We start from the raw sequence: 15,243 nt of genomic DNA on the forward strand, positions 1-15,243 counted from the left end.
TCCCTGGCGTCATGGTCGGCCGCTGCGGTGCGCATGGGGCCGGAGTAGGAAAGGTGTCAACCGCTAGTGTAATGCCAATTGTTGCTTTCTTGAGAATATTTTGCCATTGAACAAGCAAAAGGGCCGGCCCTTGCGGTGCCGGCCCCTGCCTGCCAAAGGCAGCCTGGCGCGATCAGCCCGTGTTGCGCAGGCCGGCCGCCACGCCGTTGATCGACAGCTGGATGCCACGGTGGACCCTTTCGTCGATCTTGCTTTCCGCCGACAGGGCGCGGTTGCGCTTGATCAACTCCACCTGCAAGTGGTTCAGCGGGTCGAGATAGGCGAAGCGGTTCTGGATCGAGCGCGCCAGCAGCGGGTTGCCCGCCAGGCGCTCGGTATTGCCAGTGATCAGGTCCAGGCAGCGCAAGGTGTTGCCATGCTCGTCCGTGATGCGTTTGTAGATGCGTTCGCGCAAGTCCTGGTCCGCCACCAGTTCCGCATAGCGCGAGGCAATCGCCAGATCCGTCTTGGCCAGTACCATGTCCATGTTCGACAGCAGGGTGGCAAAGAACGGCCATTCGGCGTACATGGCGCGCAGGGTGGCGATCTTGTCATCTTTCGCGGCGCCCGCGCCATCGTTGATCCACGCCTCGATGGCGCTGCCGAAGCCGAACCAGCCCGGCAGCAGCAAGCGGCACTGGCCCCAGGAAAAGCCCCAGGGAATGGCGCGCAAGTCTTCGATGCGCTGGTTGGCCTTGCGCGAGGCGGGGCGCGAACCGAGGTTCAGTTCGGCGATTTCCGCAATCGGCGTGGCCGAGAAGAAATACTCGGTAAAGCCCGGCGTTTCATATACGAGGTGGCGGTACGCGTGATAGGCGAGGTCCGACAGCTGCGCCATCACGGCTTCGAACTGCGCCAGCTGGCCGTTGCGGGCCGGATTGGCTTCCTGCGGCGCCAGGCTCGCTTCCAGGGTGGCGGCCACCAGCAACTCCAGGTTGCGCCGGCCGATTTCCGCGTTGGAAAACTTCGAGGCGATGATTTCGCCCTGTTCCGTCAGGCGGATCTGGCCGTTGACGGTGCCAGGCGGCTGGGCCAGGATGGCTTCGTAGCTGGGGCCGCCGCCGCGGCCCACCGTACCGCCGCGGCCATGGAACAGGCGCAGCTTGACGCCGGCCTTCCGGAAATCCGCCACCAATGCCAGTTCGGCCTTGTACAGTTCCCAGTTGGAGGTCAGGAAACCGCCATCCTTGTTCGAATCGGAATAGCCGAGCATGACTTCCTGCAATTGTCCCTGCTTGGCGATCAATTGCTTGACCAACGGCAAGGCCATGACCTCGCTCATGATGCCGGCCGCGCGCTGCAGGTCGGGTATCGTCTCGAACAGGGGGATGACCATCAGCTCGCACGTGCTGTCGCCGCCTGCCGCCTTCCAGTCGGTGCGCAGCAAGCCCGTTTCTTTTTGCAGCAGCAATACTTCCAGCAAGTCGGACACGGTTTCCGTGTGCGAAATGATGTAGTTGCGGATGGCCCGCGCGCCGTAGCGCTGGCGGATGTCGCGCGCCGCGCGCAGGATCGCCAGCTCGGAATCCGTTTCCGTGGCGTAGGCGATGTAGGGCGAGTACAGCAAACGCGGCTGGGCCAGTTCATTCAGTAGCAGCGCCTGCTTATCTTCCTCGGACAGGGCCGTGTAGTCGGCGGCCACGCCGCTTTTCGCGAACAGGTCGGCCAGCACCCGTTCGTGCACGTCGGAAGTCTGGCGCATGTCCAGCGACGCCAGGTGGAAGCCGAAGATGTCGGCCGCGCGCGCCAGGGTGGCCAGGCGCGGACGCACGAGGGCGATGCCGTGGTGCGATTCGAGCGAGGCGACGATGGTGCGCAAGTCGGCGACAAACGCGGCCGCGTCCGGATAGGCGGCGGCCGGCCCCACTTCCTTGCGCAGGATGTTGGTGGCGCCCAGCGCGCGGGCGGTGGCGGCCAGGCGCGCATAGATGCCGATCAGGGCACGGCGATACGGTTCGTCGCTGCGGTGCGGCGAGGCGTCCGGCGACTGGTCGGCCAGTGCTTGCAGTTCGGCGCTCACGCCCACCATCAGGGTCGAGACGGACAATTCCGCGCCCAGCGCGTGCACTTCGTCGAGGTAAAAGTCGAGGATGGTGGTGGCGTGGCGCGCCAGCGCGTGCTGCATGGTGCCCGCATTCACGTTGGGGTTGCCGTCGCGGTCACCGCCGATCCAGCTGCCCATCTGCACGTAGGCGGCGTTGATCGGTTCGATGGTGCCGTCGCCGTTCGGGTACTCGGCGGCGATGTCGTCCTCGATATCGTCATACAGGCCCGGCAGTTCGCGCAGGAAGGTGATGCGGTAGTAGGACAGGGCGTTTTCGATCTCGTCGGCCACGGTCAGCTTCGAGTAGCGCAGCATGCGCGTCTGCCACAGGGTGGAAACGCGCGAGCGCAGCAGCTGCATGTTGGCTTGCCGCTCTTTCGGCGTCTGCGGCACGTCGCGCTCGGCCAGCAGGCGGGCGATGTCGTGCTCGGCGTCGAGTATGCTCTTGCGCTGCACTTCCGTCGGGTGGGCCGTCAGCACGGGGGCGATCAGGGCGTCCTGGAAGAAGGTGTCGACCGTCTTGCGCGGCACGCCGGCGGCGCGCAGTTTTTTCAGCGCGAAGCTGACGCTGCCCTTTTGTGCCGGCGAGCCGGCCAGCAGGTGGGCGCGGCGGCGGCGGATGTGGTGCTGGTCTTCCGCAATGTTGGCCAGGTGCGAAAAGTAGGAAAAGGCGCGCACCACGGAAATCGTCTGTTCGCGGCTCAGTTCCTTGAGCATGGCATCGAGTTCCAGCGCGGCGCCCGCGTCCGCTTCGCGGCGGAAGCGCACGGACGTCTGGCGTATGGTTTCCACCACATGGAAGACGGCGTCGCCTTCCTGTTCGCGCAGCACGTCGCCCAGCAGGCGGCCCAGCAGGCGGATGTCTTCTTTCAGTGGCGCGTCCTTGTCGGAGGCGGCCGCTGGAACTATTTCTGGTGCTACTGCGTCATTGAGCATAATAAAGAACCAAAGTAAGTGTAAAAGCAAGGGAATGTGCATCGCACCGGGCGTTTGGCCGCAGAGGGGAGGGGGCGCATGATAAAATTTGTGGTCTTCAACATGGACGCTAGCCTGACTTGGCCTTCTAGGCCAAGGGATAACGATTATAGCGACGCCGGGTGCCTTTTCGATATAAATTGATATCGGACGGGCGAATTGGCAACGATAATGACAACGACAGCCACAGCGAAAGAACTTGTTTTGAAAGCATCCGAATTGACCCCGAACGAATTGAATATTCCTGCCCGCCTGGTGATCGCCACGCGCGAGAGCCGTCTTGCCATGTGGCAAGCTGAACACGTGCGTGCGCGCCTGGCCGCCCTGTATCCGCAGTGTAGCGTCGAAATTCTCGGCATGACCACACGCGGCGACCAGATTCTGGACCGCGCCCTGTCCAAGGTAGGCGGCAAGGGCCTGTTCGTCAAGGAGCTGGAAGTGGCGATGGAAGAAGGTCGCGCCGACCTGGCCGTGCATTCACTGAAAGACGTGCCGATGGAGTTGCCGGAGGGCTTTGCCCTGGCCGCCATCCTCGAGCGCGAAGACCCGCGCGACGCATTCGTGTCGAACGATTACGCCAGCCTGGCCGAGTTGCCGCACGGCGCCGTGGTCGGCACCAGCAGCCTGCGCCGCCAGTCGCTGATCGCCGCGCGCTATCCGCACCTGACGATCCTGCCCCTGCGCGGCAACCTCGATACGCGTTTGGGCAAGCTGGACCGTGGCGATTACGCCGCCATCATCCTGGCTGCCGCCGGCCTGAAACGCCTGGGCCTGGCGTCGCGCATCCGCGCCGTGCTGGCACCGGAAGATAGCTTGCCGGCCGCCGGCCAAGGCGCCATGGCGATCGAAATCCGCAGCGGGCGCGTCGACGGCGCCGACCTGGTGCGCCTGCTGGCGCCGCTGAACCACACGGCCACGGCGCAAGCCGTCACGGCCGAGCGCAAGGTATCGAAGATCTTCGGCGGCAGTTGCCAGATTCCGCTGGCCGCGTTCGCCACCGTCGAGGGCGAACAGATGCGTTTGCGCGCCATGGTCGCCACGCCGGACGGCGCGCGCATGGCCAGCGCCGACGTCAGTGGCCCGGCTAGCGCGCCGGAACTGTTGGGCGAGCAAGTCGCTGAATTGCTGCGCGGCCAGGACGCCGCCGGCATCCTCGCCTCGTGCGCCGTCACACCCGACAACCATGAAGGCCTGGCGCCGCATGCCTGACAGCGTGGTGATCACGCGGCCTGCGGCGCAAGCGGGGCCGCTGGCCGCCCGCATCGCGGCGCTGGGCTGGCCTGTGACCTTGCTGCCGCTGCTGGAAATCCACGCGCTCGATGGCGCGGAGGAATGCGCGCAGCTGCAAGCCGTGCTGGCGCGCCTGAGCGACTACGACCTGGTGGCGTTCGTCTCGCCCAACGCCATCGATTGCGTCTTTGCGCACTTGCCCGCCTGGCCGCCAGGCGTGCCGCTGGCCGTGGTGGGCGAGGGCAGCAAGATGGCCTTGGCCGCGCATGGCGTCACGCAGGCCAACGCCAGCATCACCAGCCCGTTTGACACGGCGCGCAGCGATTCCGAACATCTGTTGCTGGCGCTGGACTTGCCGGCCCTGCGCGGCAAGCGCGTGCTGATCGTGCGCGGCGACGGCGGACGCGACTACCTGGCTGACGGCTTGCGCGCGGCCGGCGCCGAAGTCGAGTTCGTCACAGCCTACCGCCGCAAGGTGCCAACGCTGACGCCGGCCTTGCGGGCGACCCTGGAAAAGCTGTTGCAGCATAATAATGACTGGATTATCACCAGCTCGGAAGCGTTGCGCGGTTTGCTGGCGCTGCTGGGTGAAATGGGCGATGGAAAGATGGTTGTTGCAAAAATGCAACAGCAGCATTTGATCGTGCCGCACGCGCGCATTGCACAAACGGCGGCGGCCTTGGGTTTTGCCCGTGTCACCTTGACAGGATCAGGCGACGCAGGAGTGCTCGCCGCGTTACAATCACGACCATGAACGAAATGCCTACACTCTCCGAACCGAATGCAACGCCTGGCAGCGCCGTGAAGACGGCGCCGCAGGCGGCCGACCAACCCGCTGGCCGCGCGCCGAGCTTGCTCGAACAGCTGCAAAAGCCCATGAGCATCGCCGTCATCGTGCTGGCCGTGCTGCTGGCTGCGCAAAGCTGGTCGACCAGCAAGCAGATCCGCAACCTGCGCGAAGAAGTGGCCAAGCGCTTGCAAAAGGGCGATGTCAGCAACGCCGAAACGGGCGTGCTGGCGCGCAACGTGCAAGAAGGCACGAAAGAGCTGGAAATCAAGGTGGGCGCGCTGGAAAACCGCCAGAGCGAAACACAAAGCCAGCAGCTGGCCCTGGAACAACTGTACAACGACTTGTCGAAGAACCGCGACGAGTGGGCACTGACGGAAATCGAGCAAGTGCTGTCGACGGCCAGCCAGCAGCTGCAGTTGGCCGGCAACGTGCCCGGCGCGCTGATCGCCCTGCAAAATGCCGACCGCAGCCTGTCGCGATCCGACAAGCCGCAATTCATCACCATCCGCCGCGCCATCGGGCGCGACATGGAGAAACTCAAGGCCCTGCCCAGCGTCGATTCGACGGGCGTGGCGCTGCGCCTCGATGCCGTGATCGCCCAGGTCGACTCCCTGCCGATGCTGTCCGACGAAACGCCGGCCTTGCCGGCCGCGCCGGAAAAGCCGGGCAAGGCCAAGGCCGGTGCCAAGCCCGTGCGCGATGCCAGCGGCAAGCTGGTAGGACCGCCGGCGCCGGAACCGTTGCTGCAAAAAGTGCGCGATGGCTTCAATACCTGGAGCGGCGACATGTGGGCCGACGTGCGTCAATTGATACGCATCCGCCGTGTCGATACGCCGGAAGCGCTGATGCTGTCGCCAACGCAATCGTATTTCTTGCGTGAAAACGTCAAGCTGCGCCTGCTCAATGCCCGCATGGCCTTGTTGTCGCGCAATGAAACCGCCTTCAGGAATGATTTGATCGCCGCGCAGGATGCGCTGGCCAAGTATTTCGACACCCGCGCCAAGAGTACGCAGACGGCGCAAGCCCTGCTGCGCCAGGTACAGGGCAGCAACCTGGCCATCGAAATGCCAACCTTGTCCGACAGTCTGGCGGCTGTGCGCAACTACAAAGCGAAGTCCTGAGCCCATGCGTCTATTTCTCTGGTTACTCGCCCTGATGGCCGCAGCGATCGGTATCGCCGTGACGGCCCGTTTCAATCCCGGCAACGTGGTGCTGTTCTATCCGCCATACCGCATCGACTTGTCGCTGAACTTCTTCCTGCTGCTGCAGGTCGTGCTGTTCGTGCTGCTGTACCTGCTGGTGCGCGCCGTGCGCGCCACCGTGCGCATGCCGGCCCAAGTGGCGGCCTACCGCCAGCGCAAGCGTGAGCGCGATGGCAACAAGGGCTTGCGCGAAGCTTTGAAAGCCCTGTTCGAAGGCCGTTTCGGCCATGCCGAGAAGGCGGCCTTGCGTGCCGCCGAGCTCGATGAAAACGCCGGCCTGGCCGCGTTGATCGGCGCGCGCGCCGCGCACCGCATGCGCCAGTCCGAACGCCGCGACAGCTGGCTGGCCCGCGTCGAAGGCGATGCCAGCCTGAAAACGGCCCGTTTGATGACGGTGACGGAATTGCTGGTCGACGACCACCAGCCGGAAGCGGCACTGGCCGCCGTGCGCGAACTCAATGCCAGCGGCACGCGCCATATCCATGCCTTGCAATGGTCGCTGAAAGCCGAGCAGCAGGCGAAGAACTGGCCGGAAGTGCTGCGCCTCGTGCGTTCGCTCGACAAGCACCGCGCCCTGCATCCGGCCCTGTCGTCGCGCCTGCGCGAGCTGGCCTACGACCATTTGCTGTCCGATCCTTCGCATGACGCCGAATCGCTGATGCGCGTCTGGTCCACCGTGCCCAGCGCGGACCGCGTCAAGCCGTACATCGCCTGCCGCGCCGCCACGGCCCTGAATGCGCGCGGCCTGCACGACGAAGCGCGCCTCGTGTGCGAAGAGTCGCTGGCCGCCGACTGGGACGAGCGTGTCGTGCGCGCCTACCGCGAAGCGGCGGCCCCGAGCGGCACGCCAGCCCTGCTGCTGCAGATCGAGCATTGCGAGCAATGGATGAAACAGCGTCCGCTGGATGCGGAACTGGCCCTGACTCTGGGTACCCTGTGCCTCAAGCAAAAACTATGGGGCAAGGCCCAGCGCCACCTGGAGCAAGCCCTGTCGGACGCCAGCGAGCCGCACATGGTGCGCGACGCCCACCTGAAGCTGGCGCAGATGCACGATGCCTTGCAGCAAACGGAACAGGCTGCCGCGCATTACCGGCAGTGCGCGCTGGCGACCATCCTGTAATGTGAGTATTCAGACGTAAAAAAGCCGTTCAGTGCAGACTGAACGGCTTTTTTTTATGCGCACTGCATGGCGCAGTGCGCTGCTGCCTTACTTCTTCGAGCTTTACTTCTTCGTTACTGCAGTGCCTTCCGGCAAGGCATACGCGACCAGGGTGTCGCTCATCTTCGTGCCCAGCGAACCATGGCCACCGGCCATGACGACGACGAACTGGCGTCCCGACTTGTTCGACACATAGCTCATCGGGGTGGCCTGGCCGCCGGCTGGCAAGCGGGCTTTCCAGAGTACTTTACCGTTGCTGACGTCATAGCCGCGGATGTAGTAGTCGAGCGTGCTGCTGAGGAAGGTCACGCCACCGCCCGTGGTGACCATGCCGCCCAGGCTGGGTACGCCCAGTGGCAGCGGAATCGGCACGGGGCCGCTATCGCGCGTGGTGCCGTTCTTGTGCATCCACACTTTTTTCATGGTGCGCAGGTCGACGGCGGCCACATAGCCCCACGGCGGTGCCTGGCATGGGAAGCCCAGCGGCGATAAAAAGGCCTTGATTTCCACGGCGAACGGTACGCCCGTCTGTGGCTGCAAGCCCATTTCGCCGCCCGTGCCGCCCTTGGCCGTCGTTTCGGCGCGTGGCACGAGTTTTTCCAGGAAGCCCATGTAGTCAGGGTTGACGATCAACAACTGGCGCACGGGATCGATGGCCGCGCCGCCCCATTCGAAGATGCCCAAGGGACCCGGCGAGATGACGGCGCCCTTGCCAGCCGTTTGCGGCGTGAACGGGCCTTCATAGCGGCGTTCCTTGAAGATGATGCGGCAGGCGAGCTGGTCGAACGGCGTGGTGCCCCACATGTCCGCTTCGCTGATATTGCGCTCTGGCAAGAAGGTCAGGGCCGAGAACGGCTGCGTGGGCGACAAGGTGTCGCCAGCGGCAGGATTGCTCGTCGGCACGGGTTTTTCCGGCGCCGGCACGACCAGGCTGCCATCGCGGCGGTCGATCACGTAGATGTCGCCGCGTTTCGTCGTGGCAACAACCGAGGGAACTTTGCCTTTCGGCGTGTCGATGTCGACCAGCGAAGGTTGTCCGCCGATATCCATGTCCCAGATATCGTGGTGCACGGTCTGGTAGACCCAGCGCACTTTACCGGTCGCCAGGTCCAGCGCGACGATGGCGCTGTTGAATTTCTCGCCATTCTTGTTGCGGTTGCCGCCCCAGGTGTCGGGGGTTTCATTGCCCATCGGAATGTACACCATGCCCAGCTTTTCATCGATGCTGGCCACGCCCCACGAGTTGGGCGAGTTGTTGGTGTAGTTCTTGCCTTCAGGGAAGGGCTTGGTATCTTCCGGCGTGGCCGGGTCCCAGTTCCACAGCAGCTTGCCGCTGACGGGATCGTAACCGCGGATCACGCCCGATGGCTCTTCCGTCGAATGGTTGTCCGTCACGCTGGCGGCGATCACGGCCACGTTTTGCGCCACGGCCGGTGGCGAGGTTGGCATCAGGAAACCGCGCTTGATCATGGCCATGTTTTTATACAGGTTGACGACGCCGTTGTTGCCAAAGCTCTTGCACGACTCGCCCGTATCGGCGTTGACGGCGATCATGGTGCCGTCCATGGTCGGCGCCAGGATGCGGCGCGGGCATTCCATGCTGGCAGCTTCGGGGGCGGGATTGTTTTTGGCGCGGCCCGCGTTGACGTCCCAGTAGGCCACGCCACGGCAGATCATGTGCTGGTAGCTGGCCGCATCGCGGTTGATCTTCGGATCGTGGCGCCAGATTTCCTTGCCCGTGTCCGGGTTCAGGGCGATGACGATATTGTGCGGCGTGCACAGGTACAGCATGTCATTGACCTTCAGCGGCGTGACTTCGTTGGCGATCTCGCCCGGGTCGTTTGGACCCTTGAAGTCGCCCGTGTGGTAGGTCCAGGCTTCTTTCAGGCCGGAAATATTGGCCGGCGTGATTTGCGCGGCGGGCGCGTAGCGGTCGCCATAGCCGGAGCGGCCATACGCGGACCAGTCGTTGTGCTCGACGCCGGGCGCGAAATCGCCGGTGGCGGTGGCGGCCATGTTTTCGGCCGGCACCTCGCCATGCAGGTCATGGTAGTCCTGGAACAGGGCGATGACGCCAGCGATGACGGTCAGGGCCACGGCGGCGCAGAGGGCCGTCTTGCCCGCTTGCGGCTGTTTCTCGGCGGCAGGCGGGGCCAGGCGGCGGCTGACGACGGGCAGCAGCAGCCAGACGGCGGCGACAAACCAGATGTCGAGGCGCGGCAGCAATTGCCACCAGTCGAATTTCACTTCAATCACGGACCAGATGAGGGTGGCGATCAGCAGCAGCGCCATGAACGCTTGCGCGCTGCGCTTGCCTTTGAAGACGAGCACGCCGGCAACGAGCATGCCGATGCCGGCCAGCAAGTAGTACCAGGAGCCGCCGAGCGTGGCCAGCCAGATGCCGCCGCCCAGCAGGGCGAGGCCGAACAGAACGAAAATAACGCCGGTGACCTTTAATAAAGGACCGGGCCGGAAAGAGGGAATCATCATATTCCTTTTTGCAAGGATTTATCGGTGGCGCGTTGATGCGCCATATTGAATTCAGGGAGAGCGTCGATTGCAGAATATACAAAGTTTGGAATCACCAGAATGTTGCAGTTTATCAGAATTGATGATTGTCTTCTGGTCGCGCCCTTTTTTGGCTGGGGCGCTATTTGAATCAAATACATGCTTCAAATAAGCGCAAATATTATGCTGGAAGAGTGGATTGCCGGGCTGCGTAGGCGTTCGGCGTAGCATATTGAAGCGCCTGCGTCATTATGCGAAGACATCGCGGGATTAATGATGGTGAAATTGTTGTTATAAATCGCTGCAATAAATGCAATTCGGCTTATAATAACCATACCTGCTGCAGGGTGATATTGAAATGAAAATACACAGCTATTCAAGGTATTATCTATGGACTGATCGTAGTATTACTTAAGTGTTTCTACTTATTGTTTCCGGCGGCCTGTTTATTCTTTCGCTGGCAGGCTGCGGGTACCAGCGGAGCGTGCATGCCACTGTTGTTGGCTTGTTGCGCAAAATGCCGGCGGGCCGCTGCTGCATCGCACAAGCTGCCTGTACTTCGCTATAATTACGCGGTTAAAACACCATCCGCTAATGAGGAACCCCCATGAGTTTGAATAACGTCTCTTCCGGCCGCGACTTGCCGAACGATTTCAACGTCGTCATCGAAATCCCGATGAACGCCGATCCGATCAAGTACGAAGTCGACAAGGAAAGCGGCGCGATTTTCGTCGATCGCTTCATGGGTACCGCCATGCACTACCCGTGCAACTACGGCTACGTGCCGAACACCCTGTCGCCGGACGGCGACCCGGTTGATGTGCTGGTCATCACCCCATTCCCGCTGATCCCGGGCGTAGTCGTGCGCTGCCGTCCTATCGGCGTGCTGAAAATGACCGATGAGTCGGGCGAAGACGCGAAAGTGCTGGCCGTGCCAGTCGACAAGGTCCTGTCGATCTACAGCCACTGGCAAAAGCCGGAAGATCTGAACGAACTGCGTTTGCGCCAGATCCAGCATTTCTTTGAGCACTACAAAGATCTGGAAAAAGGCAAATGGGTCAAGATCGACGGCTGGTATGGTCCTGACGTAGCCAAGGAAGAAATCCTGAACGGCGTCGCAGCCTACAAGGCAGATGCTGCAAAAGCATAAATAACGGGGCGCTACACTGCCGCTCACCGTTCAAAGCGCTCCCCGCCAGCCATGGCCGGGAGCGTTTTTTTATGCGCGAAACGGGCTGTGCTCGTTCAATTCATCGAGGTAGGCATCGATGCCGCCCCGTTCGCGTTCCAGGAAGCGCTGCACGGCGTCGGCAAAGGCCGGGTGCGCCAGCCAGTGGGCCGACCAGGTCTTTTGCGGCAGGAAGCCCCGTGCCATCTTGTGCTCGCCCTGGGCGCCCCCTTCGAAGGTGGCGATGCCGTTGGCGATGCAAAATTCCAGCGGCTGGTAGTAGGCCGTCTCGAAATGCAGGCAGGGCACGTGTTCGAGTGCGCCCCAGTAGCGGCCATACAGGGTGTCCTTTGTATAGATCACCAGCGAGGCGGCAATGGCCCGGCCTTCGCGCTCGGCAATCACCAATAAAATGTTCTGCGGCATGCTGGCACCGATGCGTAGGAAGAATTCCAGCGACAAATAGGGCGAAGACCGGTGTTCCGCATAGGTATTGCTGTAGCAGCGGTGGAACAGTTGCCAGTCGGCATCAACAGCATCCATCCCGCGCACCTGGCGCATGACGACGCCAGCATCGGCCACCTTGCGCCGCTCGGCGCGGATATTCTTGCGTTTCTTGTGTTCCAGGGTGGCGAGGAAGTGTTCGAAATCGGCGTAGCCGGGATTGAGCCAGTGAAATTGCACGCCACTACGCATCAGATAGCCGGCTTGCTCCAGCTGGCGCGCCTCGCTTTCCGGCGGGAACAGGATGTGGCAGGACGATACTTCGGCCGCTTGCTGTTGTACCTGCAGGAAGGCCAGCAGGGCGGCGCGTGCCGCGCCATCGCGGGCCAGCAAGCGCGCGCCGCTGACGGGCGTAAACGGTATTGCGGACAACAGTTTCGGGTAATATTCAAGGCCATGCTGCTGATAGGCCTCGGCCCAAGCCCAGTCGAATACGTATTCGCCATACGAGTGCATCTTCAGGTACAGGGGCAGGGCGGCGGCCAGGGTCTCGCCTTGCCACAGCACCAGGTAATTCGGTTGCCAGCCGGTGTCCGCGCTGGCGCAGCCGGACTCGTGCAGCGCATGCAAAAAGGCGTAGGAAAGGAAGGGATTGGCGTCCTGCTGGCTGGCCAGCAGTTCAGACCAGGCCGCTTCGCCAATTTCAGCCAGGGTAGAGACGATAGCCGTGCGATAATTCATTGTTGTAGTGTGCATTCATCACTCTCGGGGCGCCGCCGTCGGCCTGCGTGCCCCTGTCTTGTTTAATAGAACGAAATATCCATCATCATCATGACAGTCAAAGTCGCAATTGCTCAAATGAATAGTACGGTCGGCGATCTGGCCGGCAACCGTGCCAAGATCTTCGACCTTTCCCGCCGTGCCTTTGAAGCGGGCGCCGATATCGTGCTCACGCCGGAACTGTCGCTGGTCGGCTATCCACCCGAGGACTTATTACTGCGCAATGCATTCTACGCAAAAACGCAGGAAGCGTTTGCGGGACTGGCTGCCGACTTGGCCCAGTTCACCGATTTGCACGTGGTGGTGGGCTTGCCCCTGCAAGACGAGAAGGGCGTGCGCCACAATGCCGCCTCCGTGCTGTTGAACGGCGAAGTGCTGGGCACTTACCGCAAGCACGACTTGCCGAACACGACCGTGTTCGATGAAAAGCGCTACTTTACGTCGTCGTACCAGGCTTTCGTGTTTGGCGTGAAGGGCGTGCGTTTCGGCCTCAATATCTGCGAAGACACTTGGTTCGAGCATGCGCCCATGCGCGCCCGCGCGGCCGGCGCGCAAGTGCTGCTGGTGCCGAACGGCTCGCCCTACCACATGAACAAGCAGCATCTGCGCTATGAAACCATGCGCAAGAACGTCAGCGCGCAAGGCATGGCCCTTGTGTACGCCAACCTGGTCGGTGGCCAGGATGAGCTGATTTTCGATGGCGACTCGTTCGTCATGGATGCGGCCGGCACGATTTGCGCCCAGTTGCGCCATTTCGAGGAAGACTTGCAGCTCGTCGAGTTCGACGGCGCCAGGCCCGTGCCGCAGCCGCTGGCCGCGCCGTTGACGACGGAGGCGCAGGTGTACCAGGCGCTGGTGCTGGGCGTGCGCGATTATATCGTCAAGAATGGCTTCCCTGGCGTGCTGATCGGCATGTCGGGCGGCGTCGATTCCGCGCTGACCCTGGCCATTGCCGTCGATGCGCTGGGCGCTGACAAGGTGCGCGCCGTGATGATGCCGTCGCAATTTACGGCCGATATCTCGTGGATCGATTCGCGTGACATGGTAAAACGCCTCAATGTGCGCTACGATGAAATTCCGATCAAGCAAACCTTCGACGCTTTCCGCGCCACCCTGGCTGACGAGTTCGCGGGACTGGCGGAAGACGCGACGGAAGAAAACATCCAGGCGCGCATCCGCGGCACCCTGCTGATGGCCCTGTCGAACAAGCATGGCAGTATCGTGCTGACGACCGGTAACAAGAGCGAGATGGCGGTCGGCTATTGCACCCTGTACGGCGACATGGCGGGCGGCTTTGCCGTCATCAAGGATATCGCCAAGACGCTGGTGTATCGCCTGTGCGCCTGGCGCAACAGTGTGTCGGATGTGATTCCCGAGCGCATCCTGACGCGCGGACCGTCGGCCGAGTTGCGCGCCGACCAGCTGGACCAGGATTCGCTGCCGCCGTATGACGTACTCGACGGCATCATGCAGCTGTACATGGAAGAAAACCGGCCGATCGCCGAGATTATCGAGGCTGGCTACCCGCCGGCCGATGTGGCCCGGGTCACGCGCCTGATCAAGATCAATGAATACAAACGGCGCCAGTCGCCGGTGGGCATCCGCGTCACGCACCGTGGCTTCGGCCGCGACTGGCGTTATCCCATTACCTCCAAGTTCTACGAATAAGGAAGGGGACTCCGCCAACCCCGGTGTTGCGTGGTCCCGTTAAGCCAGCTAATGAAGAACTGACGATTATCAATAAGGAGAAAGCCATGAAACAGATTACCGCCATCATCAAACCATTCAAGCTCGACGAAGTACGCGAGGCCCTGGCCGATGTGAACGTGACGGGCTTGACCGTGACGGAAGTGAAGGGCTTTGGCCGCCAGAAGGGTCATACCGAGCTGTACCGTGGCGCCGAGTACGTGGTCGACTTCCTGCCGAAAGTCAAAGTCGAAGTGGTGGTGGACGACAGCGTGTCGGAACTGGTGGTCGATGCCATCATCAAGGCAGCCCGCACGGGCAAGATCGGCGATGGCAAGATCTTCGTGCGCGACGTGGAGCAAGTCATCCGCATCCGCACGGGTGAAACGGGTCCGGACGCGGTGTAAGTCTGGGTCAACAATGTTGTCGGATTACGGTCCTTCAGACCTAATCCGACCTACGTGTAGCAATGTGTGTCATGCCGTAGGTCGGGTTAGCGCGCCAGCGCGTAAGCCGACGCTGCTGAGCCACCAAAGCTGCCGGATTGCGCAGCAGCGCGCTTCACCGCCCCAGCCGCATGTCGAATTTCCAGCATATCAGGCGCAGAATCGTGATGCCGCTGGCGCTGGTCCACAGCGCGAAGTCGTGCTCGGCGCCGAAGTGCATCTGCAGCAGGTAGGCCCAGCAGCCGAAAAACGCGCAAATGGCGTACGGTTTGCCGTCGCGAAATACCATCGGCACTTCATTGCAGACGATGTCGCGCATCACGCCGCCAAAAATCCCCGTAATCACCCCCATCATCGACGCGATGAAGAGCGGCATGCCGGCGCGCGTCGCTTCGGCCACGCCCGCGATGGCGAACATGCCAAGGCCGATGGCGTCGGCAATGACGATCAGGCGTTCCGAGACGATCTGGCGCAAATGCTGGATCAAGGGCGCGGCCGTCAGGGCCAGTACGAAGATGAGAATCGCGTATTCCTGGTGCGAGACCCAGAACAGGGGCCGCTTGTCGAGCAGGATGTCGCGCAAGGTGCCGCCGCCAAACGCCGTAATGAATGCCACGACGAATACGCCGACGAGGTCCATGCGCTTGCGGCGCGCTTCGATGAAGCCGGAAAACGCGCCCACCAGGATGGCGATGACCTCGATGATCTTGATCAAGGAGCCAGGCGGCAATTGGGGTGGCATCATGGGCGGAGCGCTTGAGCAGGAAATAAT

At 62.3% G+C, this 15,243-nt stretch carries 11 protein-coding genes; 7 read left to right on the forward strand and 4 right to left on the reverse strand.

The window, feature by feature from the left end; genetic code table 11:
- Positions 1 to 172: 172 nt before the first annotated feature.
- Entirely contained in the window at positions 173 to 3,019 is a 2,847-nt protein-coding gene (gene ppc, locus ACQ4WL_RS13380) for a phosphoenolpyruvate carboxylase (RefSeq protein WP_436510217.1), read from the reverse strand.
- A gap of 243 nt (positions 3,020 to 3,262) precedes the next feature.
- Between ppc and hemC the strand changes: the two genes are divergently transcribed.
- The 4 genes from hemC to ACQ4WL_RS13400 are packed head-to-tail and all read left to right on the forward strand — an operon-like array spanning position 3,263 to position 7,400.
- Positions 3,263 to 4,267 carry a hydroxymethylbilane synthase gene (gene hemC, locus ACQ4WL_RS13385; protein ID WP_436510218.1) on the forward strand — a complete coding sequence of 335 codons (1,005 nt, stop codon included), beginning with the start codon at positions 3,263 to 3,265 and terminating at the stop codon, positions 4,265 to 4,267.
- On the forward strand, positions 4,242 to 5,042 hold the full coding sequence (locus ACQ4WL_RS13390) for a uroporphyrinogen-III synthase (RefSeq protein WP_436510219.1): 801 nt from the start codon (positions 4,242 to 4,244) through the stop codon (positions 5,040 to 5,042). The genes hemC and ACQ4WL_RS13390 overlap by 26 nt, the downstream gene beginning before the upstream one ends.
- The gene (locus ACQ4WL_RS13395) at positions 5,039 to 6,199 is read left to right on the forward strand and encodes a uroporphyrinogen-III C-methyltransferase (protein ID WP_436510220.1); all 1,161 of its coding nucleotides are present in this window, start codon (positions 5,039 to 5,041) and stop codon (positions 6,197 to 6,199) included. Before ACQ4WL_RS13390 ends, ACQ4WL_RS13395 begins: the two co-directional genes overlap by 4 nt.
- A gap of 4 nt (positions 6,200 to 6,203) precedes the next feature.
- The gene (locus tag ACQ4WL_RS13400; protein WP_131689139.1) at positions 6,204 to 7,400 is read left to right on the forward strand and encodes a heme biosynthesis protein HemY; all 1,197 of its coding nucleotides are present in this window, start codon (positions 6,204 to 6,206) and stop codon (positions 7,398 to 7,400) included.
- A gap of 102 nt (positions 7,401 to 7,502) precedes the next feature.
- On the opposite strand, the gene ACQ4WL_RS13405 is transcribed toward ACQ4WL_RS13400, so the two are convergent.
- On the reverse strand, positions 7,503 to 9,929 hold the full coding sequence (locus tag ACQ4WL_RS13405; RefSeq protein WP_436510221.1) for a membrane-bound PQQ-dependent dehydrogenase, glucose/quinate/shikimate family: 2,427 nt from the start codon (positions 9,927 to 9,929) through the stop codon (positions 7,503 to 7,505).
- A gap of 625 nt (positions 9,930 to 10,554) precedes the next feature.
- Between ACQ4WL_RS13405 and ppa the strand changes: the two genes are divergently transcribed.
- Positions 10,555 to 11,097, forward strand: coding sequence for an inorganic diphosphatase (gene ppa, locus ACQ4WL_RS13410; protein ID WP_071078556.1), 543 nt, complete (start codon positions 10,555 to 10,557; stop codon positions 11,095 to 11,097).
- Positions 11,098 to 11,166: 69 nt separating this feature from the next.
- On the opposite strand, the gene ACQ4WL_RS13415 is transcribed toward ppa, so the two are convergent.
- Positions 11,167 to 12,300 (reverse strand): GNAT family N-acetyltransferase, encoded by a 1,134-nt coding sequence (locus ACQ4WL_RS13415; RefSeq protein WP_436510414.1) that lies wholly within the window; start codon positions 12,298 to 12,300, stop codon positions 11,167 to 11,169.
- 90 nt (positions 12,301 to 12,390) lie between these two features.
- Between ACQ4WL_RS13415 and ACQ4WL_RS13420 the strand changes: the two genes are divergently transcribed.
- Positions 12,391 to 14,007 carry an NAD+ synthase gene (locus tag ACQ4WL_RS13420; RefSeq protein ID WP_436510222.1) on the forward strand — a complete coding sequence of 539 codons (1,617 nt, stop codon included), beginning with the start codon at positions 12,391 to 12,393 and terminating at the stop codon, positions 14,005 to 14,007.
- A gap of 86 nt (positions 14,008 to 14,093) precedes the next feature.
- Positions 14,094 to 14,432, forward strand: a complete 339-nt coding sequence (locus tag ACQ4WL_RS13425) for a P-II family nitrogen regulator (RefSeq protein ID WP_034758685.1) — start codon at positions 14,094 to 14,096, stop codon at positions 14,430 to 14,432.
- 154 nt (positions 14,433 to 14,586) lie between these two features.
- On the opposite strand, the gene ACQ4WL_RS13430 is transcribed toward ACQ4WL_RS13425, so the two are convergent.
- On the reverse strand, positions 14,587 to 15,216 hold the full coding sequence (locus ACQ4WL_RS13430; protein ID WP_034758680.1) for a trimeric intracellular cation channel family protein: 630 nt from the start codon (positions 15,214 to 15,216) through the stop codon (positions 14,587 to 14,589).
- Positions 15,217 to 15,243: the final 27 nt, after the last annotated feature.

It is taken from the genome of Janthinobacterium kochi (genome assembly GCF_051380715.1).
Taxonomy (GTDB): domain Bacteria; phylum Pseudomonadota; class Gammaproteobacteria; order Burkholderiales; family Burkholderiaceae_D; genus Janthinobacterium.

What these genes read in the sequence shown, in the direction of transcription:
- ppc (WP_436510217.1), bottom strand. Translation starts at nt 3,019, where the DNA reads ATGCTCAATGACGCAGTAGCACCAGAAATAGTTCCAGCGGCCGCCTCC.
- ACQ4WL_RS13390 (WP_436510219.1), top strand. Translation starts at nt 4,242, where the DNA reads ATGAAGGCCTGGCGCCGCATGCCTGACAGCGTGGTGATCACGCGGCCT.
- ACQ4WL_RS13395 (WP_436510220.1), top strand. Translation starts at nt 5,039, where the DNA reads ATGAACGAAATGCCTACACTCTCCGAACCGAATGCAACGCCTGGCAGC.
- ACQ4WL_RS13400 (WP_131689139.1), top strand. Translation starts at nt 6,204, where the DNA reads ATGCGTCTATTTCTCTGGTTACTCGCCCTGATGGCCGCAGCGATCGGT.
- ACQ4WL_RS13405 (WP_436510221.1), bottom strand. Translation starts at nt 9,929, where the DNA reads ATGATGATTCCCTCTTTCCGGCCCGGTCCTTTATTAAAGGTCACCGGC.
- ppa (WP_071078556.1), top strand. Translation starts at nt 10,555, where the DNA reads ATGAGTTTGAATAACGTCTCTTCCGGCCGCGACTTGCCGAACGATTTC.
- ACQ4WL_RS13415 (WP_436510414.1), bottom strand. Translation starts at nt 12,300, where the DNA reads ATGAATTATCGCACGGCTATCGTCTCTACCCTGGCTGAAATTGGCGAA.
- ACQ4WL_RS13420 (WP_436510222.1), top strand. Translation starts at nt 12,391, where the DNA reads ATGACAGTCAAAGTCGCAATTGCTCAAATGAATAGTACGGTCGGCGAT.
- ACQ4WL_RS13425 (WP_034758685.1), top strand. Translation starts at nt 14,094, where the DNA reads ATGAAACAGATTACCGCCATCATCAAACCATTCAAGCTCGACGAAGTA.
- ACQ4WL_RS13430 (WP_034758680.1), bottom strand. Translation starts at nt 15,216, where the DNA reads ATGATGCCACCCCAATTGCCGCCTGGCTCCTTGATCAAGATCATCGAG.